General features: G+C 63.5%; 15 protein-coding genes. 10 read left to right on the forward strand and 5 right to left on the reverse strand.

Annotation, left to right across the window (positions count from 1 at the left end; all coding sequences use genetic code 11):
- Positions 1–5 precede the first annotated feature (5 nt).
- The 3 genes from ACGYK4_RS00525 to ACGYK4_RS00535 all read right to left on the reverse strand — a co-directional run bounded on the left by ACGYK4_RS00525 (position 6) and on the right by ACGYK4_RS00535 (position 3315).
- Complete coding sequence (locus ACGYK4_RS00525; protein WP_394454695.1) at positions 6–788, reverse strand: gamma-glutamyl-gamma-aminobutyrate hydrolase family protein; 783 nt, start codon at positions 786–788, stop codon at positions 6–8.
- 58 nt (positions 789–846) lie between these two features.
- Positions 847–3009: a malate synthase G gene (locus tag ACGYK4_RS00530; RefSeq protein WP_394454696.1), complete on the reverse strand. Its 2163-nt coding sequence runs from the start codon at positions 3007–3009 to the stop codon at positions 847–849.
- A gap of 81 nt (positions 3010–3090) precedes the next feature.
- The gene (locus ACGYK4_RS00535) at positions 3091–3315 is read right to left on the reverse strand and encodes a hypothetical protein (protein WP_168612016.1); all 225 of its coding nucleotides are present in this window, start codon (positions 3313–3315) and stop codon (positions 3091–3093) included.
- Positions 3316–3418: 103 nt separating this feature from the next.
- Between ACGYK4_RS00535 and pepN the strand changes: the two genes are divergently transcribed.
- Entirely contained in the window at positions 3419–5977 is a 2559-nt protein-coding gene (pepN, locus tag ACGYK4_RS00540) for an aminopeptidase N (RefSeq protein WP_394454697.1), read from the forward strand.
- 22 nt (positions 5978–5999) lie between these two features.
- Positions 6000–6431 carry a hypothetical protein gene (locus ACGYK4_RS00545; RefSeq protein ID WP_394454698.1) on the forward strand — a complete coding sequence of 144 codons (432 nt, stop codon included), beginning with the start codon at positions 6000–6002 and terminating at the stop codon, positions 6429–6431.
- A gap of 1 nt (position 6432) precedes the next feature.
- Here ACGYK4_RS00545 and ACGYK4_RS00550 read toward each other — a convergent pair whose 3' ends face one another.
- A complete protein-coding gene (locus tag ACGYK4_RS00550) occupies positions 6433–7173 on the reverse strand; it encodes a transglycosylase SLT domain-containing protein (protein WP_322327975.1) in 741 nt (246 codons plus the stop codon).
- Between the two features lie 252 nt (positions 7174–7425).
- Here ACGYK4_RS00550 and ACGYK4_RS00555 point away from each other — a divergent pair, with 252 nt between their 5' ends.
- The 4 genes from ACGYK4_RS00555 to ACGYK4_RS00570 all read left to right on the forward strand — a co-directional run bounded on the left by ACGYK4_RS00555 (position 7426) and on the right by ACGYK4_RS00570 (position 11302).
- Positions 7426–8700 carry a hypothetical protein gene (locus tag ACGYK4_RS00555; protein ID WP_394454699.1) on the forward strand — a complete coding sequence of 425 codons (1275 nt, stop codon included), beginning with the start codon at positions 7426–7428 and terminating at the stop codon, positions 8698–8700.
- A gap of 71 nt (positions 8701–8771) precedes the next feature.
- On the forward strand, positions 8772–10286 hold the full coding sequence (gene gatB, locus ACGYK4_RS00560) for an Asp-tRNA(Asn)/Glu-tRNA(Gln) amidotransferase subunit GatB (RefSeq protein WP_168612013.1): 1515 nt from the start codon (positions 8772–8774) through the stop codon (positions 10284–10286).
- Positions 10283–10768, forward strand: coding sequence for a thioesterase family protein (locus ACGYK4_RS00565; protein WP_394454700.1), 486 nt, complete (start codon positions 10283–10285; stop codon positions 10766–10768). Before gatB ends, ACGYK4_RS00565 begins: the two co-directional genes overlap by 4 nt.
- Positions 10769–10813: 45 nt before the next feature.
- Positions 10814–11302: a DUF4177 domain-containing protein gene (locus tag ACGYK4_RS00570; protein WP_394454701.1), complete on the forward strand. Its 489-nt coding sequence runs from the start codon at positions 10814–10816 to the stop codon at positions 11300–11302.
- A gap of 9 nt (positions 11303–11311) precedes the next feature.
- Here the strand turns inward: ACGYK4_RS00570 and ACGYK4_RS00575 are convergent, their stop codons facing one another.
- Positions 11312–11569 carry a BolA family transcriptional regulator gene (locus tag ACGYK4_RS00575; RefSeq protein WP_067263286.1) on the reverse strand — a complete coding sequence of 86 codons (258 nt, stop codon included), beginning with the start codon at positions 11567–11569 and terminating at the stop codon, positions 11312–11314.
- A gap of 77 nt (positions 11570–11646) precedes the next feature.
- On the opposite strand from ACGYK4_RS00575, the gene ACGYK4_RS00580 reads away from it, so the two are divergent.
- The 4 genes from ACGYK4_RS00580 to ACGYK4_RS00595 all read left to right on the forward strand — a co-directional run bounded on the left by ACGYK4_RS00580 (position 11647) and on the right by ACGYK4_RS00595 (position 17207).
- The gene (locus ACGYK4_RS00580; protein ID WP_168612010.1) at positions 11647–12273 is read left to right on the forward strand and encodes a J domain-containing protein; all 627 of its coding nucleotides are present in this window, start codon (positions 11647–11649) and stop codon (positions 12271–12273) included.
- A gap of 131 nt (positions 12274–12404) precedes the next feature.
- Entirely contained in the window at positions 12405–13391 is a 987-nt protein-coding gene (gene cobS / locus ACGYK4_RS00585) for a cobaltochelatase subunit CobS (RefSeq protein ID WP_067263280.1), read from the forward strand.
- A gap of 105 nt (positions 13392–13496) precedes the next feature.
- Complete coding sequence (gene cobT / locus ACGYK4_RS00590; RefSeq protein ID WP_394454702.1) at positions 13497–15374, forward strand: cobaltochelatase subunit CobT; 1878 nt, start codon at positions 13497–13499, stop codon at positions 15372–15374.
- 42 nt (positions 15375–15416) lie between these two features.
- Positions 15417–17207: an aminopeptidase P family protein gene (locus ACGYK4_RS00595; protein ID WP_394454703.1), complete on the forward strand. Its 1791-nt coding sequence runs from the start codon at positions 15417–15419 to the stop codon at positions 17205–17207.
- Positions 17208–17225: the final 18 nt, after the last annotated feature.

The raw sequence follows: 17225 nt of genomic DNA on the forward strand, positions 1-17225 counted from the left end.
CCGCCTTACTGCGCGGCGGTCATCACCGGCATGGCCGATCCATCTGCCGCCCAAGCCCGCACCGCCGCGCCGAAATGTTCGAACAGCGGGCGCGAAACGGGGTCATTGGCCGCGTTCCACTCGGGATGCCATTGCACGGCGAGGGTAAAGCCCGGCGCGTCTTTGATATAGATCGCCTCGGGCGTGCCATCATCCGCTTGGCCGTCGATCACCACGCGCGGGCCGGGTTCCTTGATCCCCTGCCCGTGCAGCGTGTTGGTCAGCACCTTGGACGCGCCCATCACACGGTGGAACACGCCGCATTCGGTAAAGCTCACGTCATGGCGCAGTTCAAATTTCTCTTCGATGGTGCCATCGGGGGGCATCCGGTGGTTCATTCGCCCCGGCAGATCGCGAATCTCAGGATAGAGCGACCCACCCATGGCGACGTTCACCTCCTGAAACCCGCGGCAGAGGCCAAGAAAGGGTTGGCCCCGCGCCACACAGGCCCGCACCAGCGCCAGCGCCACCGCGTCGCGCGCGCGGTCGAAGGCACCATGGGCCTCCGTCTCAGGCTCACCATATTCTTCGGGATGCACATTGGGGCGCCCGCCGGTCAGCAGGAAACCGTCGCAGACCTCCAGCAATTCCTCGACCGAGACAAAGCGCGGATCGCTCGGCACGATGAGCGGCAGACAGCGCGAAACCTCGGCAATCGCTTCGGTGTTCATCTGCCCGCCTGCGTGGACGGGGTATTGATCGTTCAGCAGGTAGGAATTGCCAATGATACCAACGACGGGTCGGGCCATGAGTTACCTCTTATTCACCATGGCCCGAACATAGGCGCTTCGCGCCGTGGTCTCAACCTCAGCTCTGCGCCTTCAGCTCCAACCGGCGCGCGTGCAGCACTGGTTCGGTATAGCCCGAGGGCTGTTCGCGCCCCTTCAGCACCAGATCGCAGGCCGCCTGAAAGGCCGCCCCGTCAAAGCCCGGCGCCATGGGGCGATAGCTGGGATCGTCGGCGTTTTGACGGTCAACCACGGCTGCCATTTTTTTAAGCGCGGCCTCGACTTCCTCGCGGCTGATGACGCCGTGATGCAGCCAATTCGCCAGCGCTTGGGCCGAGATGCGGCAGGTCGCGCGGTCTTCCATCAGGCCCACATCGTTGATGTCCGGCACTTTGGAGCAGCCGACCCCCTGATCAATCCAGCGGACGACATAGCCCAGAATGCCCTGCGCGTTGTTCTCGATCTCGCGGGTGATTTCCTCGGTGCTGAGGTTGCGGCCCTCCATCACCGGGATGGTCAGCAGCGCGTCAAGCGTGGCGCGTGCGCCGCCCTCTTTAATCTCCTCCTGCCGCGCCAAGACGTTAACCTTGTGGTAATGGGTGGCGTGCAGGGTAGCCGCGGTGGGCGATGGCACCCATGCGCAATTGGCCCCGGATTGGGGATGGCCGATCTTGGCCTCCAGCATCTCGGCCATACGGTCGGGCATGGCCCACATGCCCTTGCCAATCTGCGCCCGGCCCTGCAATCCGCAGGCGAGGCCGATATCGACGTTGCGATCCTCATAGGCGGCGATCCAAGCGCTGTTCTTCATCTCGCCCTTGGGCACCATCGGACCGGCTTCCATACTGGTATGGATCTCGTCCCCCGTGCGGTCGAGGAAACCGGTATTGATAAAGGCCACGCGGTGTTTCGCGGCGCGGATACATTCCATGAGGTTGGCGCTGGTGCGGCGCTCTTCGTCCATGATGCCGAGCTTTACGGTATATTGCGGCAGGCCGAGTGTCTTTTCCACATGGGTAAAAATCTCATCGGCAAAGGCCACTTCCTCGGGCCCGTGCATCTTGGGCTTCACCACATAGACGCTGCCGGTGACCGAGTTGCCGCCCGCGCGTTTGAGGTCATGAATGGCGATCAGCGTGGTCACCATGGCATCCATCAGCCCTTCGCCAATCTCGCGCCCCTCACGGTCGAGCACGGCGGGGTTGGTCATCAGATGGCCGACATTGCGCACCAGCATTAGCGAGCGGCCTTTCAACGTGATCTCACCTGAACCATCGGGCGCGGTATAGCGACGGTCCTCGGCCATGCGGCGGGTGACGGTCTGGCCGCCTTTTTCAAAGGTCTCGGCAAGGTCCCCTTTCATCAGCCCCAGCCAGTTGCCATAGGCCAGCACTTTGTCTTCGGCATCCACCGCCGCGACGCTGTCTTCGCAATCCATGATGGTGGAAAGCGCGGATTCGATGATCACATCCGCAACGCTGGCGGGGTCGTCCTTGCCAATGGCATGGTCGGGGTCGATCTTGATCTCAATATGCAACCCGTTGTTGCGCAAGAGCACCGCGTCGGGCGCCTCCGCCGCGCCTTGGTAGCCCGCAAACTGCGCCGGATCGGCCAAGCCACAGGGCGCGGCATCCTGTGCCATCACAGCTTCTAGGTGCCTGTCCACAACGCGATATCCGGCCAAATCCGCATGGCTGCCCGCCGAAAGCGGCACGGCCTCGTCCAAAAAGGCTTTTGCCTGTGCCACCACCCGCGCGCCGCGCGCGGCGTCATAGCCCTTGCCCGTCGGCAAGTCGCCCAGCGCATCGGTGCCATAGAAAGCGTCGTAGAGGCTGCCCCAGCGCGCATTGGCAGCGTTAAGCGCGAAGCGTGCGTTGGTGATCGGGACCACAAGCTGCGGCCCGGGCACCTGCGCGATTTCGGGGTCTACATTCTGCGTTTCGATCTGGAACGCCGGCCTTTCGGGCAGAAGATAGCCAATCTCGCGCAGGAAGGCGGTGTAGCTTTCCGCGTCATGGGGCTGGCCTGCGCGCGCGCGGTGCCAGTCGTCGATCTTGGCCTGAATTTCGGCCCGTTTTTCAAGAAGCGCACGGTTCTTCGGCCCGAGGTCATGCACTAGGTCCGACAGCCCCGCCCAGAAGACATCCGCGTCCACACCGGTGCCCGGCAGCGCCGATCCTTCGATGAAGTCGACCAGCGCGGGCTCTACCTGCAAACCGTTCTTGTCAATTCTACCCGTCATTCTCCGCCCTCTCCCGCGCTGGATACCTTTGTGAAAGGTCTAGCAGAAAGGCAAAGCGGCGCAAGCGCGGGCAGGCAGGCGCTAGTCGGCAACCGGCTCCGGGGTGGCGATCACCGGCTCGGCGTCCGCCGGGCCATCGACGGGCTGAACCTCACCTTCCGGCGAGGGGTCGGTGGCCTGCAACACCGCGTAGACGATCCCGGCAATCATCAAGAGCGCCCCTGCGATGATCGCGGTTTTGATACCGATCAAAGCGGGACGGTGACGTTTCTTCTGCGTTTCGGTATCGGTGTCGGGGGCGGACATGGATACACCTCATTGCTCGAAGTTGGGGCAGCTCGGCTTGCAGGCCGCCTTCTGGAGACATAACATTTCCCAGACCAATTACGTTCCCGCGACTGGAGGCCCAATGCGCGACGCCACCCCCCAAACGATCTATCTCAGTGACTACCAGCCCTTCGGCTTTCTGGTGGATGAGGTGGCCCTGACCTTTGACCTCGATCCCCATAAGACGCGGGTCAAAAGCCGCATCGCCTTTCGCCCCGACCCGGCGGCGCAGGAGGCTGACTTTTTCCTGCATGGCGAGCAACTCAAGCTTATCTCCGCGCAGATTGACGGCAAGCCGGTCACCCCGAAGGTGACGGAACGCGGTCTGACCTGCGATGTGCCCGACGGCCCCTTCATCTGGGAGGCCGAGGTTGAGATTGACCCCAAGGGCAACACCGCCCTCGAAGGGCTTTACATGTCGGGCGGCATGTATTGCACTCAATGCGAGGCCGAAGGCTTTCGCAAGATCACCTATTACCCCGACCGCCCCGATGTGATGAGCGTCTTCACCGTGACCATCAACGGTCCGCATCCCGTTCTGTTGTCCAACGGCAATCCAGTTGCGCAGGGGCAGAACCATGCCGAGTGGCATGACCCATGGCCCAAGCCTGCCTATCTTTTCGCGCTGGTGGCGGGCGATCTGGTCGCCCATTCCGACCGTTTCACCACCATGTCGGGCCGCGAGGTCGATCTGAACCTCTATGTACGCCCCGGCGACGAAGGCAAATGCGCCTTTGGGATGGAGGCGCTCAAAGCCTCGATGAAATGGGACGAAGAGGTTTATGGTCGTGAATACGACCTCGACATCTTCAACATCGTTGCGGTGGATGATTTCAACATGGGCGCGATGGAGAACAAGGGGCTGAACATCTTCAACTCCGCCGCCGTGCTCGCCTCGCCCGAGACCTCGACGGATGATAATTTCGAGCGGATCGAAGCGATCATCGCCCATGAGTATTTCCACAACTGGACGGGCAACCGCATCACCTGCCGGGATTGGTTCCAGCTTTGCCTGAAAGAAGGGCTGACCGTCTACCGCGACAGCCAGTTCACCTCCGACATGCGCTCTCCGGCGGTAAAACGCATCAGCGATGTGATCGACCTGCGCGGGCGTCAGTTCGCCGAGGATCAAGGCCCGTTGGCCCATCCGGTGCGGCCCGAAAGCTTTCAGGAGATCAACAACTTCTACACCGCCACCGTCTATGAGAAGGGCGCCGAGGTGATCGGCATGCTCAAGACCTTGGTGGGCGATGACGCCTATGCCAAGGCGCTGAACCTCTATTTTGAGCGTCACGATGGCGATGCGGCGACGATCGAAGATTGGCTGAAGGTGTTTGAAGACACCACGGGCCGCGATCTGACCCAGTTCAAGCGCTGGTATTCGCAGGCGGGCACACCGCGCCTCTCGGTGGTGGAGGCTTGGGATGCGGGTAAAGGCATCTTCACGCTGACCTTCACCCAGCACACCCCACCCAGCACCGCCACGCCCGAGCCGAAACCGCAGGTTCTGCCCATCACCGTGGGGCTGATCGGCGCGGATGGGGCCGAAGTGGCCCCCTCTCGCGTGTTGGAGATGACCGAGGCCGAACAGAGCTTTACCTTCGACGGGTTGGATGCGCGCCCCGTGGCCTCGGTGCTGCGCGGTTTCTCCGCCCCGGTGGTGCTTGCACATGACCTCTCGAAAGAAGAGCGCCTGCTGCTGCTCGCCCATGACAGCGATCCTTTCAACCGGTGGGAGGCCGGGCGCACCTTGGCGCGGCAATCCTTGCTGGCCGTGATCACCGAAGGCAGCGCGCCGGATGACGCATGGCTCGAAGCCCTGCGGGCCGTGTTGGAGGATGAAACGCTTGAGCCTGCCTACCGCGCGTTGATGCTGGGGCTGCCCAGCCACGCTGATCTGGCCAGCACCCTTCATGACGCAGGCAAAACGCCGGATCCGGCGGCGATCCATCAGGCGGTGGAGGCCACCCGGGATGCCATGGCCGAACGGTTTGCCGCACTGCTGGGTGATCTCAATGACCGCCACAGGGTCGACGCCCCCTATCAACCCAATGCGGCACAATCGGGCAAACGCGCCTTGACCAATGCAGCACTTGCCCTGCTGACCCGCGTTGAGGGACCAGCGCGCGCGCAAGCGCAGTTCGACGATGCCGACAATATGACCCAACAGCTCAGCGCCCTCGCCGCCTTGCTGCGCGCGGGCCAAGGCGACAAGGCGCTGGCTGCCTTCGAGGCGCAGTGGCGGGATGACCGTCTGGTGATGGACAAATGGTTCGGGCTGCAAGTCAGCCAAGCCGCGCCGGAAGAGGCGGCCGAAGTGGCGCGCAGGCTTACCGAGCATGCCGATTTCAATTGGAAGAACCCCAACCGCTTCCGCGCGGTCTTTGGCAGCCTTGCCATGCATCACGCCGGGTTCCACCATGAGAGCGGCAAAGGCTACGCCCTGCTGGCCGACTGGCTGATCAAGCTAGACCCGGTCAACCCGCAGACCACGGCGCGGATGTGCTCGGCCTTCCAGACATGGCGGCGCTACGACATGGCGCGGCAAGAGATGATCGAGACCCAACTCGACCGCATCCTCGCCAGCCCCGATCTTAGCCGGGACACCTCCGAGATGCTCAGCCGCATTCGCGGTGCCTGACGCGCCTGCTCAAACAGAGGGCATGGCGGCCTTCACTTACCGCCGCCATGCCCGCAGCCGAACGGCCCTGTTGCTGTTGCCCGTGATCTGGCTGGCCCTCGCGGCGGCGTGGATCTGGCTCGACGCCTCGGGCTGGATCATCGGGATGCTGGGGCTCTTTACCCTGCCCGCGCTATGGGAGGTCTTCAGCAATCCAGCGAGCGGCCTGACGCTCGACCAGCACAGCCTGTCGTGGTTCACCGGCAAACGGGATGCGAAAATCGCGCTGGCGCAGGTCGACCGGGTTCGGCTTGATACGCGGCTTGATATGTCCGTGCGCGCCACGGTCATTCTCCGCACCGGGCGCAAGATCAAACTGCCTTTCGAGGCCACCCCACCGCACCGCGCATTGGAAGCCGCGCTTCAGGCGCGCGGCATCACGACGGAACGGCATCACTTCACGCTGATCCAGTAATCTAGGGACGGCTGCGGGGTCGAGTCGCGTTCAACGGTTTGCAATAGGACTGCCGCCGGAGCCAGCGAGACATATCCGCCCGTTTGGACGCGCTGCGCATCGGCCCCCAATCGGCCCCGACGCCGCGCCGCCCGTTTCCGGCGATCACCCCATCGCGCGGCACGGTCGTCGCCATGATGCGCACGGCACAACTCAGGTTCGCGGCGCCGTTCTTGAGCGCATCACCGCTGCCGACATTGCATTTATAGCCCCGCGCGGTGCCCGGCAGGATTTGCAACAAACCGTACCAGCGGCCACCCCCGCCCACGGCCCAAGACCGATAGGTGCTTTCATGTTTGGCCAGCGCCGACATGAAGCCGACCCAAAAGGCGCGGCGTTGACTGTCGGATGCCGTGGGATAGGCCGGGCACCACTCCGCCACATCACCGGGCACCATATCCACCAAGGGCTTGCCGTGGGATTTCAGCGCCGAGATCGCCGCGCGGGTCCAAAGCGAATGCCCCCGCATATGCTGCCAGCGCGTGCGCGGCAGGTTGCCCGGACGCGCGGGCGGGCGCAGCGTTGTGGTGAAGGGCGCGGTCTCAAGTGCGGGCGGTTCGTCTTCGGCCTCGACCTCATCGGGGAAGGACAAAGACGTGGCGGCGGTCTGCACCACATTATCCACTTCCACCACCGGGGCGGGCTGTTTGGGCAATTCGGCCCAAATCATGGTGGGGCTGGCGCAGAGCAAGAGGGCGATCATGGCAGGTTTCATGACGCGCATAAGACCGCCCCAAAACGCGCTTGGCAAGCGCGGCAGCGGCGCGGGATCGGCAGATTTCCTCTGATCGGGAAACAGCGCCCGCCGCGCCGCCGGATTGTCGCGAAGGATCGCCTTCGCCTGCCCAACCGCGCTGCAGAATTTTCCCGAAAGCTCCGCACGCCGGACACGGTTCCGCCCCATTGCCCGGTCAAACCTAAATCATCGACAAACAGCAGGCAGGACCGGCCCCAGATGAAGAAACTCTCGCATATGATCCCGTCCGCCTTGCAAGGGTTCTTTGCCAAGCCCGCACCGCAAGCGCCCGAGTTCGAGCCGCTGGAAATGCCGCTCCTGCGCCGCCGTGCGCCGCGCGACGCGCTGCTGCGCATTTCCTGCCCCGACCCCACCGCCGAAGAGATGCAGCGCGACCGTCACCAGTACCGCGCGCAATGGCTGGTGCGCCAAGAACGTTGGGAGGAGATGGCAGAGCTTTTGCAGGAGGCCGACGAGAACCGCGAGATGACACCGGGTGCGATGCCGGTGGCCGAGCTGATGGCCTTTGGCGCACGGGCGGATGTGATTCTCGCCGCGGAACATGCGCTTTACGACGGAAAACCGGCCAGTGACGCGCCCCTGATGGCCGGGATCGAAGCGCTGGAACATGTGCTGGCCGACCACGCCGGGAGCGCCATGATCGCCGCCATCGTGGCGCAGGCGCATATGGACATCGGCTGGGCCTGGCGCGGCACGGGATGGGACAGCGACGTGCCCGCCCGCAACCATGCGGCCTTCGCCGCGCATTTTGAACGCGCCGAGCAAATTCTCGCGCCATTCGACAAGGACACAGCCGCCTCGCCCCTGCTCGCGGCGACGCACTGTGCCCTGCTTGGGGGAACCGGCGGTGACGCCCGCGCCGTGGCAGACCGCTACGCCCGGCTCATCGACCTGAACCCCGCAAACCCGCGCCCCATGCGGGCCATGGGCAACCACCTTCTGCCGCGGTGGCATGGCTCATATGACCAGTTGGAACTCGAGGCCCGCCGCACCGCCGCGCGGACCCAAGAGACATGGGGCGCGGGCGGCTACACTTGGGTGCAATTCGACGCGATCAGCTGCGATGCGCAGGCCTGTGCCAACCTAGATGTGCCGTTTTTCATCGAAGGGCTGCACGACATCCTCGCCCGCCGCCCCGATCCGCATACCGCCAACCTGCTGGCCGCCTATTGCGCCAGCGCCATCGGTCAGGCGGCAGAGACAGCGGATGCCGCCGGGGCCGTCCGGGCCGAGATCGCCGATTGCGCGCGTTGGATCGTGCGCGACCACATGACGGAACTGCACCCGATGCTCTGGGCCCATGCCGCGCGCGGCTTTGACAACAACCTGCGCGTCCGCTCCGCCCGGCGTTTCGCCGCCTCAGGCCGGGACGAGGCCATGCGCATCATCACCGGCCTGTTTCAACGCGAGATCGAAGCGGGCAAACGGGTTATTTTCACCGAAGGCCGCCGCCAGATTGCTGTGCCGGGCTAAGCCTGCCTCTTGAAGCGCGTGGTGCGCTCCAGTATGACCGGCCAAGTTCCAATTGACCGAAGGCGGCCGCGATGCTTGATCTGAGTTACGACACCCCGAAACCGCGCGTGATTGCCGGTGCCAAACATGACTGGGAACTGGTCATCGGGATGGAGGTCCACGCGCAGGTCGCGTCGAACGCCAAGCTCTTCTCTGGCGCGTCCACCAAATTCGGCGCCGAGCCCAACAGCAATGTCGCCTTCGTCGATGCCGCCATGCCCGGCATGCTGCCGGTGATCAACGAATATTGCGTCGAACAGGCCGTTCGCACGGGGCTTGGCCTGAAGGCCGAGATCAACCTCAAGTCCGCCTTTGACCGCAAGAACTACTTCTACCCCGACCTGCCGCAAGGCTATCAGATCAGCCAGCTCTATGAGCCGATCGTCGGCGAAGGCGAAGTGCTGGTGGAACTGGGCGACGGCACTGCGCGCTTGGTGCGGATCGAGCGCATCCACATGGAGCAGGACGCGGGCAAGTCGATCCATGACATGGACCCGAACATGTCCTTCGTCGATCTGAACCGCACCGGCGTCTGCCTGATGGAGATCGTCTCCCGCCCCGACATTCGCGGGCCCGAGGAAGCCGCCGCCTATCTCGCCAAGCTGCGCCAGATCATGCGCTACTTGGGCACCTGTAACGGCGACATGCAGTCGGGCGCGATGCGCGCGGACGTCAACGTCTCGGTCTGCCGTGTGGGCCAATACGAGAAATATCAGGAAACGCAGGATTTCTCGCATCTGGGCACCCGCTGCGAGATCAAGAACATGAACTCCATGCGCTTCATCCAGCAAGCCATCGAAGTCGAAGCCAAACGCCAGATCGCGATTGTCGAGGCCGGTGGCGAGGTCGTGCAGGAAACCCGCCTCTTCGACCCCGACAAGCAGGAGACACGCTCGATGCGCTCCAAGGAAGAAGCGCATGACTACCGCTATTTCCCCGACCCCGATCTGCTGCCGCTGGAGATCGAACAGGCATGGGTGGACGACATCAAAGCCAATCTGCCCGAACTGCCGGACGAAAAGAAATCCCGTTTCATCAATGACTTCGGCCTGTCGGACTATGACGCCTCTGTGCTGACCGCCGATCTCGACAGCGCGGGCTATTTCGAGGCCGTGGCGAAAGGCCGCGACGGCAAGATGGCCGCGAACTGGGTCATTAACGAGCTTTTCGGCCGCCTCAAGAAAGACGACAAGGGCATCACCGAAAGCCCCGTCACCCCGGCGCAATTGGGCAGCATTGTTGACCTGATCGCCTCGGATGCGATTTCCGGCAAGATCGCCAAGGAAGTCTTTGAAATCGCCTATACAACCGGGCGCGAGCCGGAAGAGATCGTGGAGACCGAGGGCCTCAAGCAGGTGACCGACACCGGCGCCATTGAAACGGCGGTGGATGAGATCATCGCCGCCAACCCCGCGCAGGTCGAGAAGGCTCAGCAGAACCCGAAGCTGGCGGGCTGGTTCGTCGGTCAGGTGATGAAGGCCACGGGCGGCAAGGCCAACCCCAAGGCCGTCAACGAAATCGTGTCGCGCAAGCTCGCCCAGCAATGAGCGACACCCCGGCCCCCTTCCGTTCGGGCGAGATGACGGTTCTCCCCGAATGGATCGATTTCAATGGCCATTTGAACATGGCCTATTACAACGTCCTGTTCGATCAGGGCGTTGACCAAGCCTATGGCGAAATCGGTCTGGGGCCGGAGTATCAACGCACGGGTTGCACCACCTATGTGGCTGAATTCCACGTCTGCTACCTGCGCGAACTGCATGAGGGTGACCGCGTCTATACCACCTTCCAATTGCTCGACCATGACGAGAAGCGGTTTCACAGCTTTCAAGAGCTGTGGCACGTCGACGGTTGGCTCGCCGCCACCGCCGAGGGGCTGACCCTGCATGTGGACCAGTCCGGCCCGCGCGTGGCGCCCATGCCGGAGGATATCCTGACCCGTCTTGACGCGATGCGCCGCAGCCATGCCAATCTGCCCAAACCAGCACAGGCCGGTCGCAGCATCGGCATCCGCCGCAAATCCGCCTGAAACTCACCTGACGCAGCTTATGTCGCCAACCCAGCCGAGGCCCCTATGCGCTACGAATACAAGATCCTTCCCGCCCCCAGCAAAGGGCAGAAAGCCAAAGGTCTGAAGGCCCCCGAAGCGCGTTTCGCCAAAACCTTGGAAGAATGCCTGAACGAACAGGCCGCCGAGGGCTGGGAATACCAGCGGGCCGAGACTTTGCCTTCGCAAGAGCGTTCGGGCCTGACCTCGACCACCACGGAATGGCGCAATGTGCTGGTGTTCCGCCGCTTGGCGACTGCTGCGGGTCCGCAGGAGGATGGCGATCTGCTGCCGCCCGCCACTGCTGCCGCAACGCCCGCCTTGGCCGCCACGATCGAAGGCGAAGACACCGCGCTTCAGGCCGATGCGCCCGCCTCCATCACGCCCGAGGATGACGCGCCCGCGAAAGAGGAACCCGCCAAAGCGGCGACGCCGCCTGCGTTTCTGTCCGGCCCCTCAACGGATGAAGCTTCGCCGCAGCGCAGCGACGAAGACGACGATAAAACAAAGCCCTGAACGCGGCGCTTATTCGTCCAGATCAAGCGCCAGCGCGTGAATGCGCCCCATCAGGTCCGGCCCCAAAGCGCTGTGCACCGCCCGGTGCCGCGCCAGCCGGTTCTGGCCCTTGAAACGCTCTGACCGGATGCGCACGTTAAAGTGGCTTTCGCCCCCCTCCTGAAATCCGGCATGACCGCGATGGCTTTCGCTGTCATCCACCACCTCCAGTTCACGCGGCGCAAAAGCGGCTTCCAGCCGATCCGAAATCTCTTGTGTTGTGGACATGTTTTTACCCCCGGCCCCCTTCAATCCTGCGACGCAGGGTATATGGTGACCGGCCTGAGTCGGAAAGGTCTATCCACATGCCAAAACCTGATCCCTTCGGATTCGACATGTCCGTGTCGTCCTCCAAAAAGAAAAACCCCCGCGGCCGCCGCGGCATGTCCGGTGCGTCGGAAACCTCGACCCGGATTTGCGACCACGAAGGCTGCGACGAGCCGGGCAAGTTCCGCGCGCCCAAAGCGCCCGATGTGCTGGATGACTACTTCTGGTTCTGCCAGAAACACGTGCGCGAATATAACGCGAAGTGGAGCTTCTTTGACGGCACCACCGAGGCCGAGATGAACGCGCAGATGTCCAAGGACAAGGTCTGGGAGCGCACCACCAAACCACTGGGCGACCCCGAGCAGCGCGCATGGGCGCGTCTTGGCATCGAAGATCCGCATCAGGTCTTGGGCAAGAACGCGACCCAAAACCCCGGCAAGGGCCAGCAAGCCGGCCGCCGCCTGCCGCCCACCGAACGCCGCGCGATCGAGATTCTCGAAGCCAAAGACACTTGGACAAAGCCCGAGGTCCGCAAAGCCTACAAAGCGCTGATCAAGGTGCTGCACCCCGATATGAACGGCGGTGACCGCAGTCAGGAAGAGCAGTTGCAACTGGTCGTCTGGGCATGGGACCAGATCAAGGGCAGCCGCAACTTCAAGGACTGATCCCGCGACCGGACCAGCGGCCGGTTGCGGATAATGCCAGTTGCCCCCTTCCCCTTGCGGATATGCACGATATGTTGCACCAGATACGCGCGCGGCCCCGACCGCGCGCCTAAGGAAAAGGATGACGAGCGATGGCCGACGGTGCACTGGAACATGACATGAAACCCACCGAAGAGGTCTCGGTGCGCGATGTCTTTGGCATCGACACCGATATGGTCGTCAAGGGTTTCCCGCAGCGCACCAGCCGCGTGCCAGATATCGACAGCACCTATAAGTTCGACCCCGACACCACGCTGGCGATCCTCGCAGGCTTTAGCCACAACCGCCGCGTCATGATCCAAGGCTACCACGGCACGGGCAAATCGACCCATATCGAACAGGTCGCCGCCCTGCTGAACTGGCCCACCGTGCGCGTCAACCTCGACAGCCACATCAGCCGGATCGACCTCATCGGCAAAGACGCGATCAAACTGCGCGACGGCAAACAGGTCACCGAATTCCACGAGGGCATCCTGCCTTGGGCCCTGCGCAACCCGACCGCGATTGTCTTTGATGAATACGACGCGGGCCGCGCCGATGTGATGTTCGTAATCCAGCGCGTGCTGGAGCATGACGGCAAGCTCACGCTGATGGATCAGAACGAGATCATCACCCCGCACCCCTATTTCCGCCTCTTCGCCACGGCCAACACCGTGGGCTTGGGCGACACCACCGGGCTTTACCACGGCACACAGCAGATCAACCAAGCGCAGATGGACCGTTGGAGCCTTGTCGCCACGTTGAACTACCTCAGCATCGACGCCGAGACCGCCATCGTGCTGGCCAAGAACCCACATTACAACACCGAGAAGGGCCGCAAGACCCTCAAGCAGATGGTCACCGTGGCCGACCTCACCCGCACCGCCTTCATGAACGGCGAGCTGTCGACCGTGATGAGCCCGCGCACCGTGATCGCTTGGGCGCAGAACGCCGAGATCTTCCGCAATGTGGGCTATGCCTTCCGGCTGTCCTTCCTCAACAAATGCGATGAGCTGGAGCGTCAGACCGTGGCGGAGTTCTACCAGCGTTTGTTCGACGAGGAACTGCCCGAAAGCGCGGCCAGCCTGAGCTTGGGCTAAGCCGCCCCGGCGGGTTCGCCCGCCGCCCTGCAGGACGCGTTTCGGCACGCAAAGGCGCCCTGCCCTTCCCAGACGCGCGCCTGCCTGACAGACAAGGGGACCGGCATGAGTAAACAAAGCGACAACCCCGCTGACGCGTTCAAAAAGGCGCTGGCCGAGGCGACCAAGGTCATGGCCGATGACGCCGAGCTGACGGTCAGCTACTCGGTCGACCCTTCGGGGCTTTCGGGCGATGCGATGCGCCTGCCGCAAGTGAGCCGCCGGATGACCCGCGAAGAGGTGCTGCTGGCGCGCGGCACAGCCGATGCGCTGGCGCTGAACCGCCGCTACCATGATGCCGCGACCCACGCCCGCTATGCTCCCCAAGGCGACATGGCGCGCGAGCTTTACGAGGCGATGGAGACCGCGCGCTGTGAGGCGATGGGCGCGCGCGACATGCCCGGCACGGCTGGCAACATCGACGTCAAGATCAAGCATGAAGCCCTGCGCCGCGGCTACGATCAGGCCAAACAGGCCAGCGACGTGCCGCTCTCGGTCGCGGCGGGCTATATGGTGCGGCATCTGGCCACCGGGCGGGATCTGCCCGCAGGGGCCGAGAACGCCATGGAACTCTGGCGCGGCTTTATCGAAGATCAGGCGGGCGGCACGCTCGAAGGGATCGACGGCAGCCTTGCCGATCAGGCGGATTTCGCGCGGCTGGCCCGCAAGATGATCTCGGACCTCGGCTATGGCGATCAGTTGGGCGACGATCCCGACAGCCAAGACGAGGATCAAGAGGATCAGGCCGAAGAGGGCACCGAAGAGGAGCAGGATCCCGACAGCACCGGCCAAGACGATCAGGACGAGGAAGAGGCCGAAGGCACCCCCGAGAACAGCCAAGAGCAGCAGCACGACGAAAGTCAGGCGCAGGTCTCGATGGATGACGAGGCCGATCAGGAGCTGGGCGACGAGGCGGAGATGCCCGAGGGCGACGCGCCCATGGACCCGCCGCCGCCGCCGCCCGTCTCGGACGCCGACCCGGAATACCGTGTCTATCAGGGCGAGCATGACGAGGTGATCGGGGCCGAGGAACTGGCCGAGCCAATCGAATTGGAACGCCTGCGCGCTTATTTGGATCAGCAGCTAGAGCCGCTGAAAGGCGCTGTGGGCCGTCTGGCGAATAAGTTGCAACGCCGCTTGCAAGCGCAGCAAAACCGCTCGTGGGAATTCGACCTTGAAGAGGGCACGTTGGACGCGGGCCGTCTGGCGCGGGTGGTGGCCAACCCCACGACGCCGCTTAGCTTCAAAATCGAAAAGGACACCGAGTTCCGTGACACCGTGGTGACGCTGCTCTTGGACAACTCCGGCTCGATGCGAGGCCGCCCGATTTCCATCGCTGCGATCTGCGCCGACGTGCTCGCCCGCACGCTGGAGCGCTGCAACGTCAAGGTCGAGATCCTCGGCTTTACCACCCGCGCCTGGAAGGGCGGACAGGCGCGCGAGGCGTGGCTTAACGATGGCCGCCCCGCGCAGCCCGGTCGGCTGAACGATCTGCGCCACATCATCTACAAAAGCGCCGACGCCCCGTGGCGCCGGACGCGCGACCACTTGGGTCTGATGATGAAAGAGGGTCTGCTGAAAGAGAACATTGACGGTGAGGCGCTGGAATGGGCGCACCGGCGGATGCTGGCGCGGCATGAGGCGCGCAAGATCCTCATGGTAATTTCCGACGGCGCGCCGGTGGATGACAGCACCCTGTCGGTAAACCCAGCCAACTATCTGGAAAAACACCTGCGCGACGTGATCGCCATGGTCGAAAAACGCCGCGCGGTCGAGCTTTTGGCGATCGGGATTGGCCATGATGTCACGCGTTATTACGACCGCGCCGTCACGATCACGGATGTGGATCAGCTTGCCGGGGCGATGACAGAACAGCTTGCAGCGCTCTTTGACAGCGATCCGCGGAAACGGGCGCGTGTCATGGGCATGCGCCGCGTGGGCTGAACCGTCGGATCGGTATTTGAAAAAGGATGAAGGAGGGGCCGCGTGTTCCAGAGTTTCGAGGTCACCGCGCGTCCGGAACAGGGTCCCCCGCGTTTGGCGGCGCTGCGGGCGGAGTTGCAGGCGGCGGGCTTGGAAGGGTTTCTCGTGCCCCGCGCCGATACGCATCAGGGTGAGTATGTTGCCCCGCGGGATGATCGGCTGGCTTGGCTGACGGGGTTCACCGGCTCTGCCGGGTTCTGTGCGGCGCTGCGCGATGTGGCGGGGGTTTTCATCGACGGGCGCTATCGGACGCAGGTCAAAGCGCAGGTGGCGGATGTCTTTACCCCGGTGCCTTGGCCCGAGGTGTCTTTGGCCGATTGGTTGAAGGATCAATTGCCCGAGGGCGGTGTGGTTGGTTTCGATCCGATGTTGCATACGCCCGCGCAGATGGATCTTTTGTTCGAGGCCTTGGCGGGGTCTGGCATCGAGATGCGGTGCGTCTCGAATATGGTCGACCGTATTTGGGAAGACCAACCCGATGCCCCGATGGGCCAGGTGGCGGCGCATCCTGAGCGTTTTGCAGGGGAAAGCCATGAGGCCAAGCGCCGGCGTTTGACCGCGGATTTGCGCGCGGCGGGGCAGAAGGCGGCATTGATCACCCTGCCCGACAGCCACAACTGGTTGCTGAACATTCGCGGGCAAGACATTCCGCGCAACCCGGTGGCGCATGGTTTTGCCGTGTTGCATGACGATGCGCGGGTCGATCTGTTCATGGCCGCTGAGAAACTGGTAGATGTGGAAGAGCATCTGGGGCCAGCGGTGGTGCAGCGGGATCCTGAGGGGCTGCCCGATTACCTGCGCGCGCTCGAGGGGCCGGTGCGGCTTGATCGGCAGTCGGCCCCGCTGTTGTTCGCGGATTTGCTGGGGGATCGGGCGCAGGCCGGTGAAGACCCCTGTGCTTTACCCAAAGCCTGCAAGAATGACGCCGAGATTGCCGGGGCGGCTGAGGCGCATTTGCGCGATGGTGCCGCGATGGTCGAGCTGCTCGCCTGGCTGGATGCGCAGGCGCACGGCACGGTCACCGAGACGCAGGTGGTGGAGCAGTTGGAAGGCCTGCGCCGCCGGGACCCTGCGCTGCGCGACATCAGTTTCGAGACGATCTCGGGCACCGGGGCGAATGGGGCGATCATCCATTACCGGGTGAATGAAGAGACCGATACCGTTTTGCAGGAGGGGCATCTTTTGGTGCTCGACAGCGGCGGTCAATATCTGGACGGCACCACCGATATTACCCGCACCATCGCCATCGGCAGCCCCGATCAAGAGGCGCGCGCGGCCTTCACGCGGGTGCTTTCAGGGATGATCGCCATGAGCCGTCTGCGCTGGCCGCGTGGGCTTGCGGGGCGAGATATCGAGATGCTGGGCCGTTTGCCGCTTTGGATGGCGGGGCAGGATTTCGATCACGGTTTGGGCCATGGGGTGGGCGCCTATCTCTCGGTCCATGAGGGGCCGCAGCGGCTGAGCCGGATGAGCCATGTGCCGTTGCAACCGGGTATGATCCTTAGCAATGAGCCGGGCTATTACCGCGAGGGGGCCTTTGGCATTCGGATCGAGAACCTGTTGGTGGTGCAAGAGGCCCCCGCCCTGCCCGGCGGTGATGCGCATCGCAAGATGCTTGATTGGCGCACGCTGACGCTGGTGCCGATTGATCGGCGTTTGATTGATGTGGCGGCGCTCAGCCCTGAGGCGCGGGACTGGCTAAACGCCTATCACCGCGACGTGGCGGAAAAGATCGGGCCGCGGGTATCACCTGTTACAAAACTGTGGTTGGATGCGGCAACGGCGCCCCTGTGAGCGTCCGATTTAAGTAAA

This window comes from Sulfitobacter sp. 1A13368 (genome assembly GCF_043557275.1).
Taxonomy (GTDB): domain Bacteria; phylum Pseudomonadota; class Alphaproteobacteria; order Rhodobacterales; family Rhodobacteraceae; genus Sulfitobacter; species Sulfitobacter faviae.